This window comes from Domibacillus sp. PGB-M46 (assembly GCF_022668875.1).
Lineage (GTDB): Bacteria > Bacillota > Bacilli > Bacillales > Domibacillaceae > Domibacillus.
The window spans coordinates 89,452-113,811 of sequence record NZ_JAKGCR010000010.1 but is presented as its reverse complement, the minus strand read 5'-3'; the positions used below and the strand labels follow the sequence as shown (position 1 = coordinate 113,811).

Sequence of the window (24,360 nt, the reverse complement as noted above, 5' to 3'; positions counted from 1 at the left end):
AAGGGAAAATACATGTTTTCATCTTTTTTATTTTAACATAATCATCTAGAGACATTAACGCTTCCCTTCCGCGAGCAGGGAAAGGTATGCTCTTCTTAAAATCCACACAACAATAAAGGGCGGGCTCTTGTTAAAGAGCCCGCCCTTTCACAGATTTCCCCCTCTTTTCGTCTGCTGCTAAAAAATTTCGTTATGACAGTTCCTTTTTTGTCCCTTTCAAAACAAATGAACAGCCATACGTTTGGTCGGCAAAAAGAGTAAACTCCGGATGGGTTTTCGCCTGCCAGCTGTCATCCCCGCCGACACCCATCTGCTTCAACTGAACGCGCAGGACGGTATGATCACTCGGCGGCAGTTTGTAGCTGTGGCTGGCTTCCTCCAGCTGAAACGGTGTGTACGGCAGCGCATTTAGTTCCACTGCCGGCTGTCCTGTGATGGATAAACCCACGCCCTTTTTATTGGTGACCATGGCCCACCGGACCTCGGTTTTATGCCCGCACTCCTGCGGTTTTAAATACGGCACCATCTGCTCTTTCACATTGCCGCTGTATACACCGATTCTGGCACCGTGTTTACGATCCCAGTAGCTTTCATGAGGACCTTTCCCATACCATTTTATCTCGTTAAATTCTTTTTCCATTGTCCACAAAAAGCCCACTTCTGGAATTTCGGGCATCCCTTCCTGCGGCTTGAGCTCAAGCTCTGTTAATATTTCACCGTCCGGGGCCACTGTATACCGAACGACGCAGCAAGAGTGGGCAGCATCCGGCAGATCATACACGGCGGTTACAGCCATCGACCGATCCAGCTCTTCTGCCTGAAAGGACAGCAGCACCCGATGTTCCGATGCTTTGCGCCACGGCTCGCTGCGTTCGTGAAGCTTGCTGCCTCGGTCATTATCCGTCATCGCCCGCCAAAAGTTCGGCCGCGGGGCGCTTTTTAACAGCTCCTGTCCCGCATACTGATAAGAATTCAGCTCACCCGTCTGCTTGTTAAAAATAATGTTAAAATCATCACCTTTTACCTGCACCGTTTCAGGATTTTCTTCCGTCCGCAATTCTCCGGCTGCTGCCTGCTTTGGCCTGTCTTGGACAAGCGGGGGAACAACAAACTGTTCAAAGGCCGCTTCGTGTCCTTTTCGGGCCCAGCGTGTGTTTTCTTTTAAAACAAGGCGAATGGTCACGATCTGCTCTTTTGTTCCGTCTCTTTCCTCTGTTAAATCGTTCAGGCAAATCGTGCCGGATGATTGAGGTTTCACCTTAATTTCTTCCGTGCCGGCCAGTTTCACTTCTCCATCTTCCATCAGGTCCCATTCAACTTGATATTCGCTTAAATCGATAAACAGGTGCTGGTTCAAAACCTTTATAAGACCATTTTTTACATCCATCGCTTCAAACCGAATATTTTGATAGCACTTTTTCACTTCGTACAACTTTGGCGACACCGTACCGTCTGCAAAAATCAGCCCGTTTCCAGAAAAATTTCCGTCATGCGGCGTTTCACCGAAGTCCCCTCCATAGGCAAGATACGGCCGGCCATCCTCTGTTACCGCTTCCAATGCTTGGTCACGCCAGTCCCAAATAAAGCCCCCCTGCAAGATCGGATACCGATCAAATAAATCTGTATACTGGTACAAGTTGCCGCAGGAATTGCCCATGGCGTGGCTGTATTCACATAAAATATACGGCTTGGCGCCTTCTTTTCCTGCTGCTTCGAGCGCATACTGCTCGACTTTTTCGGGCGGCACATACATGGTGCTTTCCATATCGCTTGCTGCTTCCGACTCCCGATAATGGTATATTCCTTCGTAATGAACGAGACGGGATGGATCTTTTGCTTTCAGCAGATTCCGCATGTGGAGAAAGTTATCGCCGCCGAATGACTCATTCCCAAGCGACCAGATCAGCACAGATGGATGGTTTTTATCACGCTCCATCATGGATTGACACCGGTCGAGTACATTGTTTTCCCATTCCGGCTTGCTTCCCGGGAGAGCTGCCCCTTCTTCCTTCTGCCCGTATTTCCATGTTCCATGCGTCTCCAAATTGGTTTCATCAATCACATACAGTCCATACTCGTCACACAAATCATACCAAAGCGGATGGTTTGGATAATGGGAAGTACGGACCGCATTGATGTTGTGCTGCTTCATCAAGATAATGTCGTGCAGCATATCTTCTATTGTCACAGCCCGTCCTGTTCGGGACGAAAATTCGTGCCGGTTAACGCCCTTAAATACAATACGCTGGCCGTTGATTTTCATGAGGCCGTCTTTTAATTCAAATGTACGGAAGCCCACCTTGCAGCTTTCGGCTTCTATAAAAGTACCATCTTCCCCTTCAAGCGTTAAAACGAGCGTATACAAATTCGGCTGCTCGGCGCTCCATTTTTTTGGATTTTTCACAAAGACTTCTCCTGATACAGCCGCCTGTCCTTGTTCATTAAATAGAACTTCCATCATTAAAGGGCTTTCAAAAACAGATAGATTTTGATCATCGTACAGCATTGCCTGTACAAAAAGCGGGCCCTCTTTTTCCTGCTCATAGTTTACTGCCTTGATGTCTACTTTCAGCACTGCATCTGTATAAGTTTCGTCCAGCTCTGTCCGGACGAAAACATCCTCTATATGATGAATAGGTGTTGAATACATATATACATCTCTGAAAATTCCGCTCATCCGCCAGAAATCCTGATCTTCAAGCCAGCTTCCGTCGCACCAGCGGTATACTTCAACTGCCAGTTTGTTTTCACCATCGGCCAAATAAGGAGTCATATCAAATTCAGCCGGTGAGAATGTATCTTCACTGTACCCTGCTAATTCCCCGTTTATCCATACATAAAAAGCCGATTCTACTCCTTGGAAGCTTATATAAACCGGCTGGTTCTTCCATTCTTCTGGAACCGTAAACGTGCGAATATACTGGCCGACGGGATTATACTGTGTTGGCGCAAAAGGCGGCTTAACATCTTCTTTTCCTTCCCACGGGTACCGAACATTTGTATAATGCGGGTAATCATATCCCTCAAGCTGCCAGTGGGCAGGCACCTTCATTTTCCCCCAGGCGGAGCAGTCAAATTCCTGCTCAAAAAAGGCCCGCTCCCGCTTGTCAGGGTTCTCAGCAAATGAAAAAAACCATTCTCCATTCAGTAACTGGCAGTAATCCGATGCCATCCGGTCACCCGCTAATGCTTCCTCTACAGTTCGAAACGGCATCAGAGTAGACCGGGCCGGCAGGCGGTTCAGCTGAAAAATCTCCGGATTATTGTTCCATTCGGGAAAGCCATTTTGCGGCGGACTATATGTGAACTTTTTTGATTGTTTTATCATGTAGATCCTCCATCTGAGATTCTCTCATTTTGCTTTCTTACTCGCGTCTATTCTTTTCCGTTTCATCATTTTCTTTATGAAGCGCTCCCCAGCCGTCTTTGTTCTGAAAGCATCACTACTCTTTATTGATTCTACTATTCAGCCTCTTTTATTTGATGAAAAATTCAGACAATAACCTCTTCTTATATTATGCAAATTTTTAAGAGAAGAAAAGTATAAAGCAAGCGCTGATTAAATTCTTTTTCGTTTGGATAAATAGGAAAACGGTGAAAAACAAAAAGGAATCATAAACGTGAATAAAAATGAATAAGGTAGCGGAGGCTGACTTTCAAAGAAAGGAAAGATAATATGGCTAAAAACAAACCTAAAAAAAGCCCCCAGCTGCTCTCTAACCAGCTCCTTATCAGCTTTCTGATTCTGCTTGTCATTCTCCATTATGCAGCGGATCATTTGCTGGCTGCGGGAATTGCGTTATTCATCATGATGACCTCCGCCGCATTATACTTTTATTTCCAGTGGCAAAGACAAAAGTCAGCCAAAAACAAAATGGTGCAGTCAGGTATTAAAGAAATTGACGTGATGAATGGAAGAGAATTTGAAAACTACCTTGGTGCATTGTTTGAAGCAATGGGCTATGAAGTGGAAGTAACGCCTGCTTCCGGGGATTATGGGGCGGATTTATTGATGGAGAAAGATGAAACTTTCATTGTGGTACAAGCCAAAAGATACAGTAAAGCAGTAGGCATCTCTTCCATACAGGAAGTTTTCTCTGCCAAAATGTATTACCAGGCGGATGAAGCGTGGGTCGTAACCAACAATACGTTTTCGAAGAATGCCTTTGAGCTTGCCAAGAGAAGCGGCGTAAAGCTGATCGCGAGAAGGGAGCTGATTGAGCTGATTACGGAAAATATGGCGGAGACGCCTCCTCCGGTTTTTACTATTCATACATGGAATGAAAAATGAAACATATCTCAATACCCTGCCTCACTCGTACAAGCCAAGGAGGCAAGGTTGCTTTTCTGCTTCTTTACTATTTTTTCAGTAAATAGACTCTCGATTCATAAGGAGTCAGCGTAATAGAAGGCGTTAACTCTCCTTCAGCGGGTTCATTGCTGATCAGCAGCTCTGCTGATTCATACTTAATATTTTTTGGTAACTGTAGATCGGCTGCTTCTGCAGAAAAGTTATTGAGCACAAGCAGTATCTCATTTTTAAGTATACGTGTATATGCATATACTTGTAGATGATCCTCTAAAATTAATTCGTACGTTCCATAGGCAATCACTTCATGCTGCTTACGGAGCTTGATGAGCTTCTGATAATGATAAAATACAGAATCAGGATTGGCCAGGGCTTGTTTTACGTTGATTTCCTCATAGTTCGGATTGACTCCTAGCCACGGAATGCCTGTAGTAAACCCGGCATTTTCACTGGCATCCCATTGCATCGGTGTGCGGGCATTATCACGGCATTTGGCGTGGATGGCTTCCATTACTTTTGCATGGTCCCCTCCTCCTTTGGTTACACGCTCCTCGTACATATTTAAAATTTCCAAATCATTATATTCGGTAATATCAAACTGTACGTTTGTCATTCCAATTTCTTCGCCTTGATAAATGTATGGAGTTCCTTTGAGCATATGCAGGAACGTGCCAAGCATTTTCGCTGATTTTACCCGGTACTCTCCATCATTCCCAAAGCGGGAGACCATACGGGGCTGGTCATGGTTATTTAAATACAAGCTGTTCCAGCCTTTTCCTTCTAGGCCATACTGCCATTTAGACATCACTTCTTTTAACTCCTGCAGCTGCCAGGGCCGCATATCCCACTTGCCGCCTGGCCCGGCATCCAGATCCATATGCTCGAAGGTAAAAATCATATTCAATTCTGTTCCTTCGCTGTTGGCATACCGCTGTGCATCTTCAACTGATGTACCCGGGCATTCACCGACGGTCATAATATCATATTTTGACAGGACGTTCCGGTTCATTTCCTGTAAGTACTCATGAACACGCGGCCCATTTAAAAAATAGTCGCCGCCCCACGCATACCCGCCTTCTTCCTGCTGCTGGCCATCCGGCAGTCCTTCTACTTTGGAAATCATATTAATTACATCCATCCGGAACCCGTCAATGCCCCGGTCCAGCCACCAGGTCATCATGTCATACACTTCACGTCGGACGATTTCGTTTTCCCAATTTAAATCGGGCTGCTTTTTGCTGAATAAATGAAGGTAGTACTCATCGGTCGCTTCATCATACTGCCAGGCTGAACCACTGAAAAAAGAAACCCAGTTGTTTGGTTCCTTCCCATTTTTACCAGGGCGCCAGATGTAGTAATCGCGGTATTCGTTGTTTTTCGATTTACGTGACTCTATAAACCAGGCATGCTCATCCGATGAGTGATTGACAACGAGGTCCATCATCAGCTTCATACCCCGTTCATGAAGACCGGCGAGCAGTTCATCCCAGTCTGCCATCGTACCAAACTCGTCCATAATATCCCGGTAGTCGCTAATGTCGTAACCGTTATCATCATTGGGTGACTTGTAAACAGGTGAAAGCCAGACAACGTCTACCCCTAATTTTTTTAAGTAATCAAGTTTGGAGATAATCCCCGGCAAATCACCAATCCCGTCTCCGTTAGAGTCTTTAAAGCTTCTTGGGTAAATTTGATAAACCACACTTTCTTTCCACCATGCTTTCTCCATTTTACCCGCCCTTTCTCTCCTTCTTTAACTGATTTACAAGCCTGTTGAATGGTTTCTTGCTGAATAAAAAATGCATTTTGCCTTCAAAGCACTTTATCCGTTGTGGACAACCCGGAAACATGGCCCGCAATTATTTTTCGAATCCTTCTTTAAAAAATAAGAGCAATTGCCAGCTCTGCTGGCAATTGCCCACTTTTTCTTTCCTTATCTTTCTTTGTCACTGCTATCGAATATTTTTCCTAAAAAGAAGCCGTCTATTTCACTTAGTTTTCCCCGCCAGAGAATTTTTCCTTTTGAAGGAGTAGGCTTGCTGTCGCCGCAGTAGACCTTTGTGTCTTTCATATGAAGAAAATGTGCTTCTGTATCGTTCGTGCGCGACGCTTCTCCGGCTTTTTCAAGCTGGTCACTGACCATTTGTGCCGTTTCGTTTCCGCCTTCAAAAGTTTCACTCAGCATGTGGAAATATTCTTGCGCAGATACCAGTGTACCTGTAATCACAGCACCTTTTACATTTAACGTAATATCTAAGGAGAAATCCTCTTTGTTTGCCGCTTCGACAAAAAACTCAAGAATACTATCTTTGGCTGCACTCGAACTGCTGCTCATATTACGTCTCCTTTCTCATCTCATTTAAAAGAAGGTACGTGTCTTCTACTTTTTCCTCTACTTTCTCATTGGAAAGAACATTATAATAGGTTGCTTTCTCTTCGTTGTTTGAATCGCTGGACAGTGATACTGCTTCCGTGCTATTTTGCTTCTTTGATTGATCATCTTTTTCGATATCATTCTTTTTTACATCATTACTGCTCTCATTCTTTTCTTTATCTTTTTGATCTTGTTTTGGCGTTTCATTTTTATTATCATTCCCCTGCTTTTCTTCCTGACCTTCTGTTTTGCTATCCTTTTCCTGGTCTTGATCCTTAGATGGATCTTTTACTTTTTCTTTTCCTGCTTCATTCTCATTCTTCTCATCAAGTTCCTCGTTTTCTTTCTGATTCTCATCCGAATTCGGTTTTTCTCCGCTATCTACTTGATTTTTTCCAGCATCTTGAGAATCTTCTTTTTTATCTTGTTCTGCCTCTTCATTTTTCTTTTCATTCTCATCGTTGTTATCGCTTTTCTTTTGATCTTCTTCTGAAGTTTGCTTCTCTTCGTTATTTACTGGACTTTTTTTTTCAGCGTCCTTAGAACTTTCGTCACTTTCTTTCTTATCCTGCTCTTGCGCCTGAACTTCTTTATCATGTTTTCTTTTATCCGGCCCATCGTCGTTTTGGTTAGAATCTGCTGCTTGGTTCCTATCTTTTTCTCCAAGCATTTTTGTGAGCATTTCTTCTATTTTACCTAGACGGTCCTGCAACTTTCCGTTTTCTTCCTTTAATGCCTCATATTCCTTGTTCATTGATTTTTCGTCTGACTCTGGTGATTCCTCTTTACTGTTTGTCTCAGATTCTTCCGATTTTAACTGTACCTTTTCGTCATTCTTTTCATTATCGTCTGGTTGAGCTGGTTGTTCTTCGCCAGTTCCTTTATCTTTTGATTCGGGTTGTGCTGTATCATCATTCTCCTTGTTTCCTAGTCGCTCTTTCGATTCTTGGTTTTTTTCTTCGCCTGCCTGCTCTGTCTTCGGTTCCTTTTTATTTTCTTGATCGTCCTGCTGAGCTTTTGATTCTTCCTTATCCCCTTTGTTATTTAAAGGCTCTTGCAAATACGATGATGAGCCTCCGTCGTGATCCGACTCTTTAAATTTTGGCTGCTCACTTTTACCGCTTTCCTGTTTTGGCGAATCTTCTTTTTCATTCTTTCCTTCATTTGATGCTGTGGTTGATTCAGTTGCCTCACTCGAACCACTTTTATTTTGCGCTTTGTCCCCTTCCTGGCCGTTTTTTGTTTCTATGAATTTTGTCAGCATTTCCTCCAGCCGGTCTAACCGATCATTGAAATCGCTGCTTTCTTGATTTGATGTTTGCTCATTTTCACCAGTGGATTTATGATCTGTGTCTAGTGTAAGGCTTGTCTCATTTCCGCTGTTCTGTTCTCCTTCATCATTCGCATATCCTTCTACTGAAACATCTTCTTTTTTGTCCAGTACCTTTCCGGCTGAATGTTTAATAGAAGCCACTGCTTTTTTTGATCTTTCTTTCATTGCCTGGCCCAAGCCGGAGCCTGTGCTCTTTAACTTATCCCGACTTGCATTTTCCAGCAGCTTCTTTCCATTCTCGGGCGTGGCCATATAACCCACGGCAGCCCCAATTAATCCTCCTGCAAGGGATCGTCTGAGTGAGCTGCTATTTGGACTGTTCTCGTTTTTTGTTTCCTGAGTCTGCTTTTCCGTTTCTTTCGCTTTTTCCATGATAGAACCTCCTGCTTAGTAGTTGAATTCTTTAGTATCCATGCGATTTGTAGATATCTTCTTTTCCAGTGATTCGAGCCTCTCATGAAGTCTTTTATTTTCTTCTTCAAGCGCTTTCGTATGATGATCGGCTGCTTTGGATGTTAAATACGGATCGGTTTCCCACCAGTCCATGCCGATTTCTTTTGCTTTATCAACAGAAGCGACAATCAAGCGTATTTTGATGGTTAACAGCTCAACATCCGCAATACCGACCGTAATGTCTCCTGCAATTACAACACCTTTATCTAATATTTTTTCCAATACATCCACGATCGTACTGGATTGCATGGAATGTTCGACTGCCATGAATAGTCCTCCTCGGCATTTTAATTAAAGCAGGCTTCCCAAAGGACCAAGATCGATATTTAAATCATCCGCATCCAGGCCAAAAATCTCTTTTAATTCTTCCATTTTTTCTTCCAGGTTCATCAGAGCTTCGCCTAAGTCTTCGATTTGCTCATCCGTCAGCGTGCCGCCTTCTACCCTTCTAATTGCATGCCTTTCTACAATTTGTCTTAGCAGCTCAATAACCGTTAGCACTAGCTGCGCTAATCCATGCTCTGCATTATCAGGGTCTAAGTTAATTTTTCCATTTGTCTGGCTGGCCGGTTGCATGAGTGAGATCCTCCCTCTGTTTATCAAATTGTACGGAAGAAATGGTTTTGTTGTTTTCCTGTTGAGCTTGAACAAGCGATTCTACCGAAGCAATCAGTACTCTTAAATCCAGATAAACCAGGTCAACTCCTGCAATAGAGATGACCAAATCTGCTTTTATCGCCACTCCCTTGTCCAGGATGACATCCAAAATATCAATTAAAGCAATATCCTTGTTCTCGATCGATTCCTTTAGTGACATCTTTCTCTTCCTTCTTTATGAAAAGCTTGAAAAGTGATAGGCCGGCCAGGGTCCCGACGCTTGAAACTGCCAGCCTTTTTCCTTCATATCCTTTTCATATTGTTGAATTTGTTTTAAAAAATCTTCGACTTTCGACTTGGAAATGAGGTATACACCGTTCCATGTCATTTCCTCCTGCCGTCCGGTCACTTCGCTGCTCCATGTTCTTTTTACATTTCCTCGAACGGCAAACTCACTTAGGCGGGAATGAATGTGTTCACTTACTTTGTTTTTTTCTTCTTGGAGCTCGGACGCAATGACCTTGTCCAGCTTTTTCTTTTCAAAAAATTGCTTTCCTCTTGGCAATTGACTGATTTCTGCTCTTTTTGCTTCTATAGTTGGGTTATTCTCGCTTACTTCCTTTTTTAATTGTTCGTCTTCACAATAAATTTTTACATTCCATTCTTCATTTCCAGTGATAAAAGCAAACGTATCGAGCATTTTGCCTTCGTTTAACTGAACAGCCGCTTTCAAGCTGTCTTCGTTTTTGTACAATGTACAAAACTTTAATGGAATTAAGGTATACATTTTTGCCAGCTTCATAACTGTTTCATGATGGTGAAAGGCTTTTTCCTGAAGCCATTCCATATCATTATTAATCCGGTCTTTAATGATTTCTTCTGCGTACTCTTTTGCGTCTAAGCTGCACACGATAGCCGTCAGCTTTCCTATCGGAACGGTATATAAATCTCCTGTATCATCGAAACCTTTCAAAGGCGGAAGCGGCTGGCTGGCTGCTTCCTCCGTTTGAGCCAATCCATACAAATAAATTAGACGATCCATGTTCTTACTGCCCTCATTTCTTCTTTGTCATATGCTCCCATTGTTCCATTTCCGTTCGTTTGGCTATTTCATACCGTATAATCAGTTCTTCTTCTTTCGCTTTGTAAGCTTCTTCTGGAATTTCCCCAAGCTCGTACATCATCTGGAGCTGAATGAGCTTTTGCTGAATGGTAGGCAGGTCGTACAGCTCTTTATCTGCTTCTTCTTTTACCTTTTCTCCAATTTTGATGACAAGGTTGATCGGCGCAGAAATCAGCTTGTGCAGCATTAGGCATCCTCAACTTTCAATCTAATATTGACGAAGTTATAAGCCGGCCACGGACCGCTGTAGTTGAATTCGACTCGATCCTCCCATTGGTCGTGCAGCTCATTTACTTTCTGGTCAAATGCTGCTTCTTTCTCACGATCTACTAGAAACGCTGCATTTAGGAGCATCTTCTCTCCGATCGGATCATTCACTTTTGATGCTTCTGCCAGCTCCTTTAAAGGATGGAAGATATCCTGCTCTGTCTCTTTTTGCAATGATGTCACAAGTTTCTGGGCAGCTCCCCCCAGCTGAATTCGTTCATAGTAGCTGGCTGCTTCTGATTTCCCTTTTACTGCCTGTGCCATTTTTTCTATGCTGGCATCCTCGCTTACTTTTGATTCAAGCCATTCTTTTTTGCCAATGACTTTCAAACCGAGCTCCACCTTTCCCTTTATTTCTGGGAAAAGCTTTTCAAATTGTGGATATAAATTTTCTAAAAGCACACCTACATCTTCTTTTGAATGAAAGACATTTCCGAAACTAACCGGTATCACAGTGTCATTTTTCTTCATCACAAGAGAAACCGCCTGCTGGTGCATCATCAAATTATCTTTGTTCGGATGGTAAATTTTCATCGGTACCTCTGCAGCCACCATGGCTGCATCTTTGAACCGGATGGTGAACAGCTCTCTTCTTTCCCCTTCCATCTCTATTTCACCGAAGCTTTCATCTGCTTCCATTTGAATTCCGCAAAAAATATAAATACCCATTGATTCTTCCTGGCTCATTGTAAAACGCTCCTTTATTCCTCAGTAACTTTCATATTGTGACACGCTTGTATCACTAATTCTCCTGCTGCTTTCATTGGATTATCCGATTTGATGCACCGACTCATTTGATGCGCCAGTACATCAAGACATAAACGCTGAAAAGCGGCGTTTGACCCGTCTACTGGAATTTCTTCTTCCGCCGCTATCCTGGCAATCATTAATGAAGCGCGCAGGCTTGGTCCGTTGTCCGCTTCGCATTCTTCGCGTAACTGGGCAACAAGGGCGGTAATCGCTGCCGCCTTCTCCTGGGCGATATCTATCTTTTCTGAAATGATAGCTGCTTCCCGATCGTGTTCTTTATGGTCAATAAAAATCGTAATCAGGCGATCAAGCAGTGCTTCTTGTGTTTGATAGACTCCTGCATATTCCTCAGGATTGCTGGTGAAAATGACGGCAAAATCAGGATGGACCCGAACAAACGGTTCTGTTAATTTTGTTCCGTATAAAGGAAGGATTCCTTCTTCTAAAATAGATAAAAAGATATTGTTAGTGGCTGGCTTTGAACGGGTAAACTCATCGTAAACAAGGGTGTAGCCATTCTTTACGGCTTCCAGCAGCCGCCCGTCTCTCCATGTTTCTGTTACACTTTCGTCTCTTTTATATACAGAACGAACATAATTATCGACTACTTTTTTACTCGTGTAGCCAGTAAAATCACCAATTAAATCTTTATTGTTTAATTCATGGTTGCCGTGGATCAGCATGACGGGTTTTTTTCTTTTCTTTGCCAGAGCGAGCGCCAGCGAGGTTTTTCCAGTTCCAGACGGTCCTGTTAAGTGAATAGGGTAGCCCGCTTTTAAATATTGCAGCGAGCGGGAAAGCAAGTCTTCTGTCTCTGGATCATGGACAATCTCTTTTGAATTTTTATTGATCTTGTTTTTTAAGACGGTCACTCTTTTTCCTCCTACTCCCGCGTCCTATGCTTCATAATTAATTGAACTTCTATACCGAATATCTCGTCGTTTATAAGAAGTTACTTCCTTCTCTTCACTTAAAAAAACCTCGTATACACCGATCATTTCGTCTTTTGCATACTTTTTCATATATTCTTTTTCTTCAATTACTTCCACGGTCAGCTGCCAGCCATTATCGTTTTTTTCTACGGAAGTAATTTTGTGAACGGGAGCTACGAATTCGTTAAAGAACTCTGTAACATTCCCAATAATTTGTTTAATCTCCATTATGTCCTCCTGCTAAAGAATGACAGGCCAGGGCTTCCTGCACCCTGGCTCTGCTTCCTTTATTAAATGCTAAACCGTGCATTTCTTTCATTAGATTGAGCAAGCAGCCCATTTTCCTCAACGTTATCTCCAAGCAATCCGACAGCTTCCGCATAACGCAGCCATGTATCGACACTGGCAATGACCACCCGGGCTTCCACCGTTAAAATTTCAATTCCGACTACCGATACCCTTACAAAAGCATCGATAACAATCCCTTTATCTAAAATCCGGTCAATAACCTCTGCTAAACTGGAACTATCTGTACTTTTTTGAACAGCCATAATTGCTTTCTCCTTTCTTGATGATATTAAGAACCGATTGTTTTAATATCATTGGAAGATTTTATGTTTTTTGCACATTTGATTTTAGTAGCACTCTTAATATCCTTGGATGTTTTAATGTCACTGATGCCCTTAATATGCTTGACGCCTTTTACTTTTCGGTCATCGTCTTTTTTATTAGCTGAAGACATTCTCTTTTGAAACTCTTGTCCAGCTTCCACTGCTTTCCCCAGCTTTTCACGGGCTGACAGTAGGACCTCCTGGACTTTTTCTTCTGCCTCTCCTGCTTTTTCATGGATGTTTTCTTTGAATCTCTCTTTTGCTTTGTCGACGATGACTTCTTTCACTTTTTCTTTCACTGGCTCCGGAGCGTGTTTTATTGCGCTTTTTGCCACTTTACCAGCCGCTTTTTTCACGCGTTTGTCCACCTCATCACCCCCTCCGGATTCCTTTCAAAAGAACTTTTTATTTCTGCGTGCCGGCCAGGTCATTCAGCATTTTTTCCATTTTTTGAAGCCGCTCATTAAGCTCTTTGTTTTCTTCCTTGATTTTTTCATACGCTGGAGACTGGGTTTCCTTTTCTGAACTGCCTGTTCCCTTGTTATCCCCACTTTCTTTTAAAGGAGACAGCAGCTTTCCATCGATTTTACTGATATATCCTTCAGCTAATTGTCTGATGCTGTTTTGTGCCTGGCCGGCCAGAAGTTCCTGCGCGGTTTTCTTAAATTCCTTTTCCGCTACCTTTACAAATTCGGACTCACCTAAGTTTTTCATTAGTTTTTTGCCGGTATCCGGATTGGCGAGCAGTCCTATTCCGGCTCCTACTACGCCGCCCAGTATAGCCAGATTGATCGAATAGTTAGGGCTGTCTTTTGTTTCTGCCGGCTGCTTTTCTTCCTTCGTCTGGCTGTTTTCTTCCTGGTTTACCTCTGCTTTTTGCATACTGTTTTCGGCTGCTTCCTTGTTTTGGTTTCCTTCTTGTTTTTCATTGGCTTCTTGGGTATTCATACTCTTAACCTCTTCTCTTGATAGATTTCTACTATAGCTTTTTTATACTTTAGTAACTCAGCCGTGATGTCTGAGATTCATTTTGATATGCAAGGCTTTCCGTTTCTGCTTCATCACTTAATAATCCAACCGCTTCTGCGTATCTTAGCCATGTATCCACACTGGCAATCACGACTCTGGCTTCGACTGTAAGAATTTCTATACCTACGAGTGATACTCTTACAAAAGCATCAATAACAATTCCTTTGTCGAGAATTCGGTCAATCACTTCTGCCAGACTAGAACTATCCGTACTTTTTTGAACACTCATACTTTGTCTCCTCTCTGTTTTTGACATATTGGGAGGTTGTTGAGCTATTTTATTTTTAGGTTTAGTCTGTACATACCTTTCCTCTCCATGAGTAAACATGGTTTTTATAGGAATTAGGGACTGTTTTATTAAATTAATTAAATATTTGTATTTAATGGATATATTATGAAAAATTTAATTTCTAATAAATGCAATAACCAGTGAGGGATTTGGTGCTTCAAGCAGTATGTTTCTGTTGAAGATATATATCTAAAAAAAGGCCCTAAACAACAGAAATCTGTAGTTTAGGACCTTTTTATACATCGGTTTCTTTTTTTATCACCCAATCACCTAGGCGTAAATGAGCGCTGGATATTTTACTCCTGGGAATTTCTTACGCCTTCTTCCCTTCACGCCGCAGCAAATAAAGAAAATAAGGAGCGCCAATGACAGCTGTCACAATGCCGGCCGGTATTTCAATAGGAGGAAATAAGCCCCTTCCTAAACTGTCTGCTCCGAGCAAAAACAATGCGCCTATTAAAGCAGAAACCGGCAGCAGAAATTTATGCCGGGACCCGGTGAGCTTTCTTGCTACGTGAGGCGCGATCAACCCAATAAATCCGATCGATCCAATAGCCGCCACACACATTCCGATAATGATAACAGAGAGGCTGAGCAGCACATACCGCAGCTGCTTTGTTTTTTGCCCCAAACCCGTCGCCAGATCATCGCCAAGGTTTAATATATCCAGCTTTGCAGACAGCAGCCAGAGCGCAATGGCAAACGGCACGCTTGGAAGCAGCATCCAAACCTGCTCCCAGCCTCTTCCCCACAAGCTTCCCGCCAGCCATAGAAGGGTGCTGTTTACGTCATCAGGAAACTTAATCATAAAATATTCAATACCCGCCTGGAAAATAGCACCGAGCGCAATCCCGATGAGCGCCAATGTAGCTGGCTTCACACCGTTTTTATGCGCAAACAGCATTAAAGCAGCTGCGGCCGCGGACGCTCCGAGAAAAGCCGAAACGGGCAGCCAAAAAACAGGTGATTCTGGAAACAGGACAATCACAATCACTGCAGCCAGTCCAGCTCCTTTTGTGACACCAATCACATCCGGGGACGCAAGCGGGTTTCGCAAAATTCCCTGCAGAACCGCACCGGCTATCGCCAGTCCGGCTCCAGCGATCATGGCAATATACAGACGGGGCAGGCGGTACTCGTGAAGAATAAAGGCATGGCTGGAAGCCCCGGTTCCTGCTAAATCCGCTATAATATCTAGCGGTGAAATATAAACGGCCCCTACTCCAAGACTGACAGCCGATAAAAGCAGCAGCAATCCTGTCAAAATGAAAAGCAATACCAAAGGGCGTCTTTTTTTATTCAATGTTGTTTGTTCGCTTATTCTCATTGTTTAATGCCCCTTCCCTGCTTGGCTAAGTATAGGAAGAACGGAGCTCCGATTAAGGCAGTCACAATTCCAACCGGTGATTCAAACGGATACGCAATAAAGCGGGAAAGAATATCCGCATACACAACAAGAAGTGCGCCAAACAGTGCCGAAAACGGAATGATTCTTCGATAATCCCCGCCAACGAGTTTTTTTACAATGTGAGGGACAATCAAGCCGACAAAACCGACTGGCCCTGCCACTGCAACAGATGATCCTGCCAGCACAATGACCAGCAGCCCCGACAGAATTCGAATTTGTGTCACTTTTTGTCCAAGTCCCTGTGCCAGGCTTTCTCCTAACACAAGAATAGAGATCGATCTGGAAAGCGCGGCAGCTAAAATCAGTCCGCCAAGCGACCATGGAAGAATCAATTCTACATGCGTCCAGCTTTTTCCGTTTATTGCGCCGACCATCCAGTAAAGAGCATCCTTGCCTTGATCACTAAAAAGAACGACTCCCTGTGTTAAGGAAGATAGAAAAAAGTGAACGGCCATTCCGGCCAGTGCAAGTTTGACCGGCGTCATTCCGCCGCCTGAAGCGAAAGAGTATACAATCACGCCTCCCAAGGCTGCTCCTAAAAACGCCGCATATACGAGAGAAGCAGAAGAAAGACCCGGAAAAAGAACGAGTGACGAAACGACAAACAAGGATGCTCCAGCATTTACGCCAAACACCTGTGGAGAAGCCAGTGCATTTTTTGTAATCGCCTGCATGAGGGCTCCAGCAACAGCGAGACTGGCTCCCACGAGGACGCCAATTACCGCCCGCGGCAGGCGCAGCGTCCGAATAATGACCTGTTCTTTTGATTCATCCCATTGGATAAAAGAATGAAGAACGGTCTGCGCTTTTATATCGGCAGCGCCTACTGAAATGCTAAGAACGATGCCTATTAATAATAAAATGGTTCCAATTAAAGCGGTAAGATATGTCGTTACTTTTTGTTTTGATGCTCTGTTCATTTCGTTCCCAACACTTCCTGACAAGATTTAAACAGAAAAGGAAGCAAGGAGACGTTTCCTTACTTCCTTTTTTGTTTTATTTGTTTTCACCAAGCATTTTCAGCATATCGGCGCCAATTGCTTCGGCAGAGGCAACTCCGCGGAATCTTGTCCACAAGTCACGATCCACGTCATACACTTGTCCATTTTTAACTGCTTTTAAGTTTTTCCAGAGCGGATTGTTTTTCCATTCATCCGTAATAAGCTTGCCATCATTATTGGCTAAAAGTAAAATATCCGGATCAATTTCTACAAGCTGCTCTAAATTCATTTCAGCATAAGGCTCTTCCTGCTGGATCGCATTTTTGAATCCAAGGTGCTCAAGAAGTTCACCATCATAAGAAGAAGATGTATGTGCCTGGAATGATGTATCACGAACAACAGCAGGCAAAATCGTCGCGTTTGGATCTGCTTTCAGCTTTGCTTTTGTTTCTTCAATCGTTTTTTCATGTTCAGCCAGTCTCGTTTTGGCTTCCTCTTCTTTTCCGACCGCCTGGGCAATCGTACTAAAAGCATCCAGGTTTTCCTGGTATGTGGATTCACGGCTTTTCAGTACAATTGTTGGAGCAATTTTCTGCAAGTCTTCATATACATTTTTATGGCGTTCTGCATCTGCAATAATCAAATCCGGCTGAAGGGAGCTGATCACTTCCAGGTTCGGCTGCTCACGTGTTCCTACAGATGTATAGTCTGTCTCTTTCCCAACAAGCTTTGCAATCATCTCTTTCTTTTCATCATCTGCGATCCCAGCGGCATCTATGCCAAGTGTATTCAATGAATCTACAAATGATAATTCAAGCGCTACAATTTTCTTAGGCGTACCTTCGATTTCTGTTTCCCCCATCTCATGGGTAATCGTTTTGGTGTTCCCGCCTTCTGTTTGGCCAGCACCTTGAGTGTTTTCTGAATCTGCTGCTTTTTGTGTACTGCTGCAGCCCGCCAAGGCTAATAGAACAGCAATGGCTAAAAGCAGACCGGTTCCTTTTACAGAACCCGTTTTCATCCACTTCAACATGGCAAATAACTTCCTCTCTGTTGCTAATATGTATGATGTTTTTCTCTTTGATAATGATTATCATTTCTAAACAAAGAAGACGCAAGGTTATATACATTGTGTTCTTTAAAAAAATTAAATCTAAGTGAATAATTTCACACAAAGTAAAAAACTGCTTGCATCCCTCTCTTTTTCTTCTTTTAAGAAAAAGGGCCTTCTTGGTTTGATTCTCTTTATTAAAAATAATTTTTTTCCCGTTTCCTGCATAAGTATTACAAAAGCCTTTTATAAAATCCAGGCTTCAATCATAAAAAAACAGGACAACCATGGTGAACCGGGCCTTGCTTCATTTGCATATATTACTATAAAGAGGAGCTGTCATGATATGAATCATTCTTTTCCGTCTACCCACCAACCGGATTTACGATTCAGGACAATCAATCAAAAAGGACTTACCTTTGAAGATGTATTTCACCAAATTCTCTGGTTTATGAGCCAGGACCCTGGCGGAAAATATCGGCTTATGATCGGTTCTGATTCGCAGGTTCATGGAAACGAAACCGTTTTTGCCACTGTCATTGTCATTCACCGCAAGGGAAAAGGAGCATGGGCTTTTCTGCGAAAAATCCGCTATCCACGAAGATATGAAAATTTATATGAAAAAATCTCTACTGAAACATCGCTTACAGAAGAAATCGCCAGCTTATTTACTGAGGAACATAAAATGCAGATGATTGATATTGTCCTGCCTTACATTTATAAAGGTTCATCTTTCACAATAGAAGGGCATATTGATATTGGATCGGAGCAGCAAAATAAAACGAGAATTTTTATAAAAGAGATGGTTTCCAGAATGCAGTCTGCAGGGCTCGAGCCAAAGATTAAGCCGGACTCGATCGCCGCATATGGAGTCGCCAATCGGCATACAAAGTAAGGGTTTTAGTTTAAGAAAGCGGAAGCACCACACCCCCTTTTTGTCCTGCTTTTTATTCTTTCCTCCATCCCCTTTGCTTTTTCTTTTTGTGCAGCCGCTTTTCCCCACTCAAAAACCTCTCTCACATAAGAAAAAAAACCCCTATCTTTTTAAAAGAATAGGGGCTTAAACCGTATTATAGTTCTGTAAATACTTTTTTGAGTACAGAAATGATAAACTCTACATCATCATCTGTGCAGGACAGCGGCGGACTCAATGTCAGCACGTTATTGGACCCCTCTACCGTATCTCCGTTCTTGCCAATAATCAATCCTTCTTTTTTACAGGCAGCGATCAGGCTGGCAACCCGCTCAGCTGATGCAGGCTCTTTTGTTTCTTTGTTTTCAACCATCTCAATCCCGAGCAAAAACCCGAGCCCGCGAATATCGCCGACGTGCGGATGTTCCTTCAGCTCCGCCAGTTCTGCTTGCAGGCGGGCGCCAAGAAGTTCAGAACGTTCCACCAAGCGCTCCCGCTCAATAATCTCCAGGTTTTTCAGTGCAACGGCGCAGGCAGCCGGATTGCCGCCGAACGTATTGACATGGCGGAAGTGGCTGTTTTCCGCACTGTTTTTAAATGTTTCATAAATATCTTTTCGAACAGCTGTTACCGAAAGCGGCAAATAAGCACTCGTCAGCCCTTTCGCCATAGTGATGATATCCGGCTTTATACCGAAATGCTGGTGTCCAAAATACTTGCCGGTCCGGCCAAAGCCGCAGATCACTTCATCGATAATAAGCAGAATACCGTATTTGCGGCAGATTTCCTGTACCTTTTCCACGTAAACCGGGTGCGGTGTTAAAATGCCTCCGCCTGTAATAAGCGGTTCCATAATAATGCCGGCAATCGTTTCTTTCTGCTCCCAAATAATTTTTTGCTCAAATTCTTCTGCCCGCATGATATTATAGTCTTCAACAGACATCCCGGCTGGCCGGCGGTAAGAATCCGGCGGCGAAACATGCAAAAAGCCAGGGGCAAGCGGCTCATATTTAAATTTGCGAAGCGCCTGTCCTGTAGCGGACAGGGCCCCCATTGAACTGCCGTGATAAGCCCGGTGCCGTGATAGAAATTTAAACCGGGACGGCTCTCCATTTTGCTGGTGAAACTGGCGGGCAAGCTTAAACGCCACTTCATTCGCATCAGAACCGCTGTTGGAGTAAAAAATCATATACCCTCCGCCCAGCAGATCATTCAGCTTTTCGGCCAGTTCAATAGCCGGTACATGGCTTTGTGTCATGGGTACATACGCCATTTCGACCATTTGGTCATATGCGGCTTTCGCCAGCTCTTCCCTGCCGTAACCAACATTGACGCACCAGAGCCCCGACATCCCATCTAAATAACGATTCCCCTGGTGATCTGTAATCCATGCACCCTGGCCGCTTTGAATGACCATAGGTGGTTTTTCTTCAATATAAGGAGAAATATGATGCCAAACATTTGCGCGGTCTTTTTCAATCAGTGACGATACATCTGTTTTTGCTGTTTTCATACTTATCGCTCCTTTATCTTTATCCTGTCGCAAAGGTTTTTTCTCGTTTTATTGGACATTCTGTCTCGTAAGAAAAAACAGATTGGCAGATAATCTTACATAAATGGATGAATGCTAATTAAAATTCTGCCATACTTTAGTTTACAAATAATTCGAATTATTTTCATGTGACATAATGTAAAATGATCAACCTGCTAAAGTGGACGTATTGGAGGAATCCAGATGAAAAAAATAGAATTGACGATCGATGAAATGTTAAAACGGGAAACTTTTCGCGATGTAAGGCTTCTTGCCGGAGAAAAAGGGCTTCATCGTCCTATTAAATGGACTCATATTCTGGAAGTAAAAGACTTTGATATGCTCATTAATGGCGGCGAGCTGATTTTAACAACAGGCATTAACTTTCCCGGTGACCTCCCGACACAGCTTACATATATAAGCAGGCTCGTTGCTAAACAAGCAGCCGGCCTGTGTATTGAATTTGGCTCTTCCATAACCAGTCTGCCGCCAGAAATATTAGCGTTTGCTGATCAACAGCATTTCCCGATTATTGCTTTTGAGAAAACGGTTAAATTTGTTGACATCACCCATGATCTGCATACAATGATCATCAACCGGCATCAGCGAATGCTGTCTGACCTGGATCAATTATCGAGACAGTTTATGAGTCTTTCCCTGGAATCAAATGGTATCTTTAAAATTCTGCAGGAAATGCATGGTTATTTCCAGCAGCCTGTTTTCTTTCTTTCTGAAGAAAGCAAATCCTTTTACTGCCCGGCTGATGGGAAAGACCAAGAATCCATTCTTCGATCAGTACTGTACAGCGAGCAGCCGGAGATTCTATCCGGGCGTCTTCTCACTGCAAATGGAACGGTCTTTGCGGTAAAACCTGTTCAAGTGTTTGAACAGGTTCGGGGATATCTTTGCCTGCAAATCAGCGATTCTTTTTATGATGAATTTTTCCTGCTTGTTCTTGATCGTGCCGGTCTGGCTGTTTCACAAATCTTGCTTCGCTCCCAAACACTCGAAGAAAGAAAACAGCATGCAGAAGACGAACTTGTACGCAGTCTTTTGCAGGGGAAAGAAGTCCGAGCTGAACATTTAAGCACGTATGTATCGGCGGCAGTTCATCAAATGCATTATCGTGTATGTGTGATTCCACTGGATGCCAGCCAGTCCGATAAAACAGATTGGGAAGAATGGAAACTTCAGCAGGCCATGCAAATTCGCTCTTTATTTCAAAAGCACGGATGTATACCGGCGCTTTCCACAAGTAATCATGAAATTGCCGTGCTTGCTTTTTTTAGACCGTCTGAAACGGGCACTTATGATAGGTTCGGCCGCATTATAGAAACGATCGGCCAGATGAAAGACTTTATTTCTTCTACTGCCTGTATGGGTGTGAGCAGTGTTTTTACGCATCTTTCTAAAACGAAGGAAGCCTGTGATGAAGCAAAAGAAAGTCTGGAGCTGCAGCGATCCGGCATTTCCGTCAGCCCTTTTTATGAAAAGCTGGGCATTTACCGGCTGCTTTTTACTTTGCAGAAAAGCGGGCTGCTTGATCGGTATGTGCATGACTATCTTTATCCTGTCCTGGAGTATGACGCCAAAACAAATGGCAGACTGCTGGAGACGTTAGCCGTTTATTTAGAATGCGGCGGCTTCAAAAAAGAAGCAGCCCAAAAATTATTTATCGTCCGCCAGACTCTTTACCACCGGCTCTCAAAATTAGAATTACTGCTTGGTAAGGATTTTATGGAACCGGTTAATCGGCTTGCTTTAGAAGTGGCTGTGCAAGCGTATAAATGGCAGACCGGCCAAGCAGTTGAACATTCTTCTTTTATGCAAAAAGTCAACGGGGAAGCGGTTGGGGTGATTTGTAATGCCCATACTACATTCTAAAAAAAACTGACATCAAGTGCAGTTAGAAATAAAATTCAACCAAAGTAGATTTTTTATTTAAAACAGCCAAGGCTCCTGAATAAGCACCTGGCTGTTTTTATTTCTTTATTTAGTCAAAGAAAAGGCATTCTTATTTTCTTCTACATCCACAGTACAATAAAGTTTTGATTTATCAGTCCTTCTTAAACGAGAGCGAGTTCCTTTTCAAAAACCTTCTCCGGGGAGACAAAATTATAGCCAAGATCTTTTGCGACAGCTTCATATGTGATTTCACCGTTTGCTGCGTTTAAGCCGAGTTTTAGGGCTTCATTTTCGAAAATGGCTTTGAATAGGCCCTTGTTTGCAATTTGCAGTGCGTAAGGAACCGTAACATTTGTTAAAGCAATGGTAGATGTTCTTGGAACGGCACCAGGCATATTCGCTACTGCATAATGGACAACACCATGCTTTTTATATGTGGGATTGTCATGTGTCGTAATATGATCAACTGTTTCCACAATACCGCCTTGATCGATGGCTACATCCACAATAACAGAACCAGGTTTCATCGCTTTCACCATTTCTTCCGTTACCAGCTTAGGAGCCTTTGCACCAGGAATTAATACAGCCCCGATCAATAGATCAGCTTCTGCTACAGCTTCTGCAATGTTAAGCGAATTCGACATAAGTGTTTTAATCTGATTACCAAAGATATCATCTAATTGGCGCAGGCGGTCTGCACTCAAGTCAATAATCGTCACATCAGCCCCTAGACCGATGGCTAATTTCGCTGCGTTTGCTCCTACAACGCCGCCGCCAATGATGGTTACTTTACCGCGTTCAACGCCCGGAACTCCCGCCAGAAGGATCCCTTTCCCGCCATTTGATTTTTGCAAAAATTGAGAACCAATTTGGGCAGCCATTCGGCCTGCTACCTCACTCATTGGCGTAAGCAGCGGAAGTGTACGATTTACAGCAACTGTCTCATAGGCAATAGCCGTAACTCCGTTATCCACAAGGGCTTGGGCTAAGTCTGGTTCAGCAGCTAAGTGTAAATAAGTGAACAAAATCAATCCTTCGCGGAAATAGCTGTATTCTTCCCGAATCGGTTCTTTTACTTTCATAACCATGTCAGCCTGGGCCCATACATCTTTAGGATTTTCCACAATTTCTGCGCCAGCATCCATATAGTCCTGATTGGTAAAACCACTGCCAACTCCAGCATCTTTCTCCACTAGTACTCTATGGCCTTCTTTAAGAAAAGACATTAAGCCTGCTGGTGTAAGCGCTACGCGATTTTCGTTATTTTTAATTTCCTTTGGTACTCCAATAATCATTTTACTCGTCCTCCTAAAGTACATAATTTTGTATGAATCAATATATCTTTCTAAATTAGCCAAGCCATTCTTCTATTGATGACGGCTCGAATTATAGTTAAAGTATAAGCACTGGCTTAATCTCCTTCATTAGACATACTGTCAAATGAATATTTGATATAACAAGACAACTTACATATCCATTTAACGTGTCAAAATGGCTTTTTCCTATAATAAAAGGAAGGCATGAAATGGTTTTAAACAAAGCATGTTTGGTCCCCAAGGCGGGTTACGATATGTAAAAAAGGATATGCTTTACAAAGCCCAGGATGCTTCATAGGCGGCGCCAATGCCCACAGCATTCATATCTTTAAAATATTCTTAATAACGTACAAATCTCTCTTTTGTCACAAACCTTCAAAAAGGAAAGGATACGAAAGACGTCATTAAGAAAATCATGAAAATGTGTATACAATCGGTGCTTACTTTGATCCTTGTAAACTCAAAAAATCTCGCCAACAGATCGACATACCCGCTCGTACAAGCTGCACAAATGCATAAAAAAAAGACAAAGCGGCCTCATCTTCGAACCACTTTGTCTGCCATCTGAGCGGGTACTTTCTTTAAAAGAGAAAATAGCCACTGAATTTCAACTAAACTAATTCATTGTGTTGCTGCCAATTTTAATAAACCTTCTCCAACGTGTCTGCAGTAAGAATATAATCAGCATATCTTTTTGCACTGTCTTGGATCTCATCAGCTGTAGCGGTATAAGATCCGTTGAAGATAAAAGCAGGCAAAAATGTTGTGCCGACTAAATTGCTGGTTGCTTGAAATGGTTTTAAAAGCTCACTCATAGAGTAGTGGTTACGGCCGCCAGCCTGATACTTTTCCTGGCCGCTTCCCGTGGATACCGCTAAAATAAGCTCTTTATTGTGCAGCTTATTCCCTTCCTGGCCATAAGCCCAGCCATGCGTAAGTACTTCATCCTGCCATTTTTTAAGCAGCGGTGGAGAGCTGTACCAGTAAAAAGGGAACTGCCAGATAATCCGATCATGTTCTTCACATAACTTTTGCTCATTTTCGATGTTAATTTGTTCATCTGGATACTCTGCATAAAGATCGTGGATGGTTATATCAGAATGTTTTTTTAATTCTTCTATCCAAGTTTTGTTCACCAGCGAGTTTTCAATATTAGGATGAGCTACAATAACTAATACTTTCATTGTTTATCCTCCAATCTTGCCTTTAGGCAGCTCCCAGTTTATCC

25 protein-coding genes are annotated in these 24,360 nt (G+C 42.9%); 3 read left to right on the top strand and 22 right to left on the bottom strand.

Annotation, left to right across the window (positions count from 1 at the left end; genetic code table 11):
* Positions 1 to 190: 190 nt before the first annotated feature.
* Positions 191 to 3,328, bottom strand: a complete 3,138-nt coding sequence (gene lacZ, locus L2D08_RS13670; RefSeq protein WP_242234407.1) for a beta-galactosidase, LacZ type — start codon at positions 3,326 to 3,328, stop codon at positions 191 to 193.
* A gap of 348 nt (positions 3,329 to 3,676) precedes the next feature.
* On the opposite strand from lacZ, the gene L2D08_RS13665 reads away from it, so the two are divergent.
* Entirely contained in the window at positions 3,677 to 4,291 is a 615-nt protein-coding gene (locus tag L2D08_RS13665) for a restriction endonuclease (protein WP_242234406.1), read from the top strand.
* Positions 4,292 to 4,358: 67 nt separating this feature from the next.
* Here the strand turns inward: L2D08_RS13665 and L2D08_RS13660 are convergent, their stop codons facing one another.
* The 18 genes from L2D08_RS13660 to L2D08_RS13575 all read right to left on the bottom strand — a co-directional run bounded on the left by L2D08_RS13660 (position 4,359) and on the right by L2D08_RS13575 (position 17,449).
* Positions 4,359 to 6,038: a glycoside hydrolase family 13 protein gene (locus L2D08_RS13660; RefSeq protein ID WP_242234405.1), complete on the bottom strand. Its 1,680-nt coding sequence runs from the start codon at positions 6,036 to 6,038 to the stop codon at positions 4,359 to 4,361.
* Between the two features lie 204 nt (positions 6,039 to 6,242).
* Positions 6,243 to 6,644: a gas vesicle accessory protein GvpU gene (gene gvpU, locus L2D08_RS13655; protein WP_242234404.1), complete on the bottom strand. Its 402-nt coding sequence runs from the start codon at positions 6,642 to 6,644 to the stop codon at positions 6,243 to 6,245.
* A gap of 1 nt (position 6,645) precedes the next feature.
* Positions 6,646 to 8,388 (bottom strand): GvpT/GvpP family gas vesicle accessory protein, encoded by a 1,743-nt coding sequence (gvpT, locus tag L2D08_RS13650; RefSeq protein WP_304653932.1) that lies wholly within the window; start codon positions 8,386 to 8,388, stop codon positions 6,646 to 6,648.
* Between the two features lie 15 nt (positions 8,389 to 8,403).
* Positions 8,404 to 8,736, bottom strand: coding sequence for a gas vesicle protein (locus L2D08_RS13645; protein ID WP_242234402.1), 333 nt, complete (start codon positions 8,734 to 8,736; stop codon positions 8,404 to 8,406).
* A gap of 24 nt (positions 8,737 to 8,760) precedes the next feature.
* A complete protein-coding gene (locus L2D08_RS13640) occupies positions 8,761 to 9,045 on the bottom strand; it encodes a gas vesicle protein K (RefSeq protein ID WP_242234401.1) in 285 nt (94 codons plus the stop codon).
* A complete protein-coding gene (locus L2D08_RS13635) occupies positions 9,011 to 9,286 on the bottom strand; it encodes a gas vesicle protein (protein ID WP_242234400.1) in 276 nt (91 codons plus the stop codon). Before L2D08_RS13635 ends, L2D08_RS13640 begins: the two co-directional genes overlap by 35 nt.
* Positions 9,287 to 9,301: 15 nt before the next feature.
* Positions 9,302 to 10,108: a GvpL/GvpF family gas vesicle protein gene (locus L2D08_RS13630; protein WP_242234399.1), complete on the bottom strand. Its 807-nt coding sequence runs from the start codon at positions 10,106 to 10,108 to the stop codon at positions 9,302 to 9,304.
* A 13-nt stretch (positions 10,109 to 10,121) separates the two neighbouring features.
* Positions 10,122 to 10,376, bottom strand: a complete 255-nt coding sequence (locus L2D08_RS13625; RefSeq protein WP_242234398.1) for a gas vesicle protein GvpG — start codon at positions 10,374 to 10,376, stop codon at positions 10,122 to 10,124.
* On the bottom strand, positions 10,376 to 11,143 hold the full coding sequence (locus L2D08_RS13620; protein ID WP_242234397.1) for a GvpL/GvpF family gas vesicle protein: 768 nt from the start codon (positions 11,141 to 11,143) through the stop codon (positions 10,376 to 10,378). The genes L2D08_RS13625 and L2D08_RS13620 overlap by 1 nt, the downstream gene beginning before the upstream one ends.
* Positions 11,144 to 11,157: 14 nt before the next feature.
* On the bottom strand, positions 11,158 to 12,078 hold the full coding sequence (gvpN, locus tag L2D08_RS13615) for a gas vesicle protein GvpN (RefSeq protein WP_242234396.1): 921 nt from the start codon (positions 12,076 to 12,078) through the stop codon (positions 11,158 to 11,160).
* A 24-nt stretch (positions 12,079 to 12,102) separates the two neighbouring features.
* On the bottom strand, positions 12,103 to 12,366 hold the full coding sequence (gene gvpO, locus L2D08_RS13610) for a gas vesicle protein GvpO (RefSeq protein ID WP_242234395.1): 264 nt from the start codon (positions 12,364 to 12,366) through the stop codon (positions 12,103 to 12,105).
* A 62-nt stretch (positions 12,367 to 12,428) separates the two neighbouring features.
* Entirely contained in the window at positions 12,429 to 12,689 is a 261-nt protein-coding gene (gene gvpJ / locus L2D08_RS13605) for a gas vesicle protein GvpJ (RefSeq protein WP_242234394.1), read from the bottom strand.
* Positions 12,690 to 12,715: 26 nt separating this feature from the next.
* Positions 12,716 to 13,117: a gas vesicle protein GvpQ gene (locus L2D08_RS13600; protein ID WP_242234393.1), complete on the bottom strand. Its 402-nt coding sequence runs from the start codon at positions 13,115 to 13,117 to the stop codon at positions 12,716 to 12,718.
* 37 nt (positions 13,118 to 13,154) lie between these two features.
* Positions 13,155 to 13,697, bottom strand: coding sequence for a YtxH domain-containing protein (gene gvpT / locus L2D08_RS13595; protein WP_242234392.1), 543 nt, complete (start codon positions 13,695 to 13,697; stop codon positions 13,155 to 13,157).
* Positions 13,698 to 13,746: 49 nt separating this feature from the next.
* The gene (gene gvpJ / locus L2D08_RS13590) at positions 13,747 to 14,007 is read right to left on the bottom strand and encodes a gas vesicle protein GvpJ (RefSeq protein ID WP_242234391.1); all 261 of its coding nucleotides are present in this window, start codon (positions 14,005 to 14,007) and stop codon (positions 13,747 to 13,749) included.
* A gap of 373 nt (positions 14,008 to 14,380) precedes the next feature.
* The gene (locus L2D08_RS13585) at positions 14,381 to 15,394 is read right to left on the bottom strand and encodes a FecCD family ABC transporter permease (RefSeq protein ID WP_242234390.1); all 1,014 of its coding nucleotides are present in this window, start codon (positions 15,392 to 15,394) and stop codon (positions 14,381 to 14,383) included.
* Positions 15,391 to 16,395: a FecCD family ABC transporter permease gene (locus L2D08_RS13580; protein WP_242234389.1), complete on the bottom strand. Its 1,005-nt coding sequence runs from the start codon at positions 16,393 to 16,395 to the stop codon at positions 15,391 to 15,393. Before L2D08_RS13580 ends, L2D08_RS13585 begins: the two co-directional genes overlap by 4 nt.
* A 76-nt stretch (positions 16,396 to 16,471) precedes the next feature.
* Positions 16,472 to 17,449 (bottom strand): ABC transporter substrate-binding protein, encoded by a 978-nt coding sequence (locus L2D08_RS13575; RefSeq protein WP_304653931.1) that lies wholly within the window; start codon positions 17,447 to 17,449, stop codon positions 16,472 to 16,474.
* A gap of 364 nt (positions 17,450 to 17,813) precedes the next feature.
* Between L2D08_RS13575 and L2D08_RS13570 the strand changes: the two genes are divergently transcribed.
* On the top strand, positions 17,814 to 18,362 hold the full coding sequence (locus tag L2D08_RS13570) for a ribonuclease H-like YkuK family protein (protein WP_242234388.1): 549 nt from the start codon (positions 17,814 to 17,816) through the stop codon (positions 18,360 to 18,362).
* A gap of 175 nt (positions 18,363 to 18,537) precedes the next feature.
* Here the strand turns inward: L2D08_RS13570 and L2D08_RS13565 are convergent, their stop codons facing one another.
* Positions 18,538 to 19,893, bottom strand: a complete 1,356-nt coding sequence (locus L2D08_RS13565; RefSeq protein ID WP_242234387.1) for an aspartate aminotransferase family protein — start codon at positions 19,891 to 19,893, stop codon at positions 18,538 to 18,540.
* A gap of 222 nt (positions 19,894 to 20,115) precedes the next feature.
* Here L2D08_RS13565 and L2D08_RS13560 point away from each other — a divergent pair, with 222 nt between their 5' ends.
* Positions 20,116 to 21,795: a PucR family transcriptional regulator gene (locus L2D08_RS13560; protein ID WP_242234386.1), complete on the top strand. Its 1,680-nt coding sequence runs from the start codon at positions 20,116 to 20,118 to the stop codon at positions 21,793 to 21,795.
* A 182-nt stretch (positions 21,796 to 21,977) separates the two neighbouring features.
* Here L2D08_RS13560 and ald read toward each other — a convergent pair whose 3' ends face one another.
* Entirely contained in the window at positions 21,978 to 23,111 is a 1,134-nt protein-coding gene (ald, locus tag L2D08_RS13555) for an alanine dehydrogenase (RefSeq protein ID WP_242234385.1), read from the bottom strand.
* A gap of 662 nt (positions 23,112 to 23,773) precedes the next feature.
* Positions 23,774 to 24,316 carry an NAD(P)H-dependent oxidoreductase gene (locus L2D08_RS13550; protein ID WP_242234384.1) on the bottom strand — a complete coding sequence of 181 codons (543 nt, stop codon included), beginning with the start codon at positions 24,314 to 24,316 and terminating at the stop codon, positions 23,774 to 23,776.
* Positions 24,317 to 24,360 lie beyond the last annotated feature (44 nt).

What these genes read in the sequence shown, in the direction of transcription:
- L2D08_RS13630 (WP_242234399.1), bottom strand. Translation starts at nt 10,108, where the DNA reads ATGGATCGTCTAATTTATTTGTATGGATTGGCTCAAACGGAGGAAGCA.
- L2D08_RS13645 (WP_242234402.1), bottom strand. Translation starts at nt 8,736, where the DNA reads ATGGCAGTCGAACATTCCATGCAATCCAGTACGATCGTGGATGTATTG.
- L2D08_RS13580 (WP_242234389.1), bottom strand. Translation starts at nt 16,395, where the DNA reads ATGAACAGAGCATCAAAACAAAAAGTAACGACATATCTTACCGCTTTA.
- L2D08_RS13625 (WP_242234398.1), bottom strand. Translation starts at nt 10,376, where the DNA reads ATGCTGCACAAGCTGATTTCTGCGCCGATCAACCTTGTCATCAAAATT.
- ald (WP_242234385.1), bottom strand. Translation starts at nt 23,111, where the DNA reads ATGATTATTGGAGTACCAAAGGAAATTAAAAATAACGAAAATCGCGTA.
- gvpJ (WP_242234391.1), bottom strand. Translation starts at nt 14,007, where the DNA reads ATGAGTGTTCAAAAAAGTACGGATAGTTCTAGTCTGGCAGAAGTGATT.
- L2D08_RS13660 (WP_242234405.1), bottom strand. Translation starts at nt 6,038, where the DNA reads ATGGAGAAAGCATGGTGGAAAGAAAGTGTGGTTTATCAAATTTACCCA.
- gvpT (WP_304653932.1), bottom strand. Translation starts at nt 8,388, where the DNA reads ATGGAAAAAGCGAAAGAAACGGAAAAGCAGACTCAGGAAACAAAAAAC.
- L2D08_RS13550 (WP_242234384.1), bottom strand. Translation starts at nt 24,316, where the DNA reads ATGAAAGTATTAGTTATTGTAGCTCATCCTAATATTGAAAACTCGCTG.
- L2D08_RS13560 (WP_242234386.1), top strand. Translation starts at nt 20,116, where the DNA reads ATGAAAAAAATAGAATTGACGATCGATGAAATGTTAAAACGGGAAACT.
- gvpT (WP_242234392.1), bottom strand. Translation starts at nt 13,697, where the DNA reads ATGAATACCCAAGAAGCCAATGAAAAACAAGAAGGAAACCAAAACAAG.
- lacZ (WP_242234407.1), bottom strand. Translation starts at nt 3,328, where the DNA reads ATGATAAAACAATCAAAAAAGTTCACATATAGTCCGCCGCAAAATGGC.
- gvpO (WP_242234395.1), bottom strand. Translation starts at nt 12,366, where the DNA reads ATGGAGATTAAACAAATTATTGGGAATGTTACAGAGTTCTTTAACGAA.
- gvpU (WP_242234404.1), bottom strand. Translation starts at nt 6,644, where the DNA reads ATGAGCAGCAGTTCGAGTGCAGCCAAAGATAGTATTCTTGAGTTTTTT.
- L2D08_RS13635 (WP_242234400.1), bottom strand. Translation starts at nt 9,286, where the DNA reads ATGTCACTAAAGGAATCGATCGAGAACAAGGATATTGCTTTAATTGAT.
- L2D08_RS13620 (WP_242234397.1), bottom strand. Translation starts at nt 11,143, where the DNA reads ATGAGCCAGGAAGAATCAATGGGTATTTATATTTTTTGCGGAATTCAA.
- L2D08_RS13665 (WP_242234406.1), top strand. Translation starts at nt 3,677, where the DNA reads ATGGCTAAAAACAAACCTAAAAAAAGCCCCCAGCTGCTCTCTAACCAG.
- L2D08_RS13570 (WP_242234388.1), top strand. Translation starts at nt 17,814, where the DNA reads ATGAATCATTCTTTTCCGTCTACCCACCAACCGGATTTACGATTCAGG.
- gvpJ (WP_242234394.1), bottom strand. Translation starts at nt 12,689, where the DNA reads ATGGCTGTTCAAAAAAGTACAGATAGTTCCAGTTTAGCAGAGGTTATT.
- L2D08_RS13585 (WP_242234390.1), bottom strand. Translation starts at nt 15,394, where the DNA reads ATGAGAATAAGCGAACAAACAACATTGAATAAAAAAAGACGCCCTTTG.
- L2D08_RS13575 (WP_304653931.1), bottom strand. Translation starts at nt 17,449, where the DNA reads ATGTTGAAGTGGATGAAAACGGGTTCTGTAAAAGGAACCGGTCTGCTT.
- L2D08_RS13640 (WP_242234401.1), bottom strand. Translation starts at nt 9,045, where the DNA reads ATGCAACCGGCCAGCCAGACAAATGGAAAAATTAACTTAGACCCTGAT.
- L2D08_RS13565 (WP_242234387.1), bottom strand. Translation starts at nt 19,893, where the DNA reads ATGAAAACAGCAAAAACAGATGTATCGTCACTGATTGAAAAAGACCGC.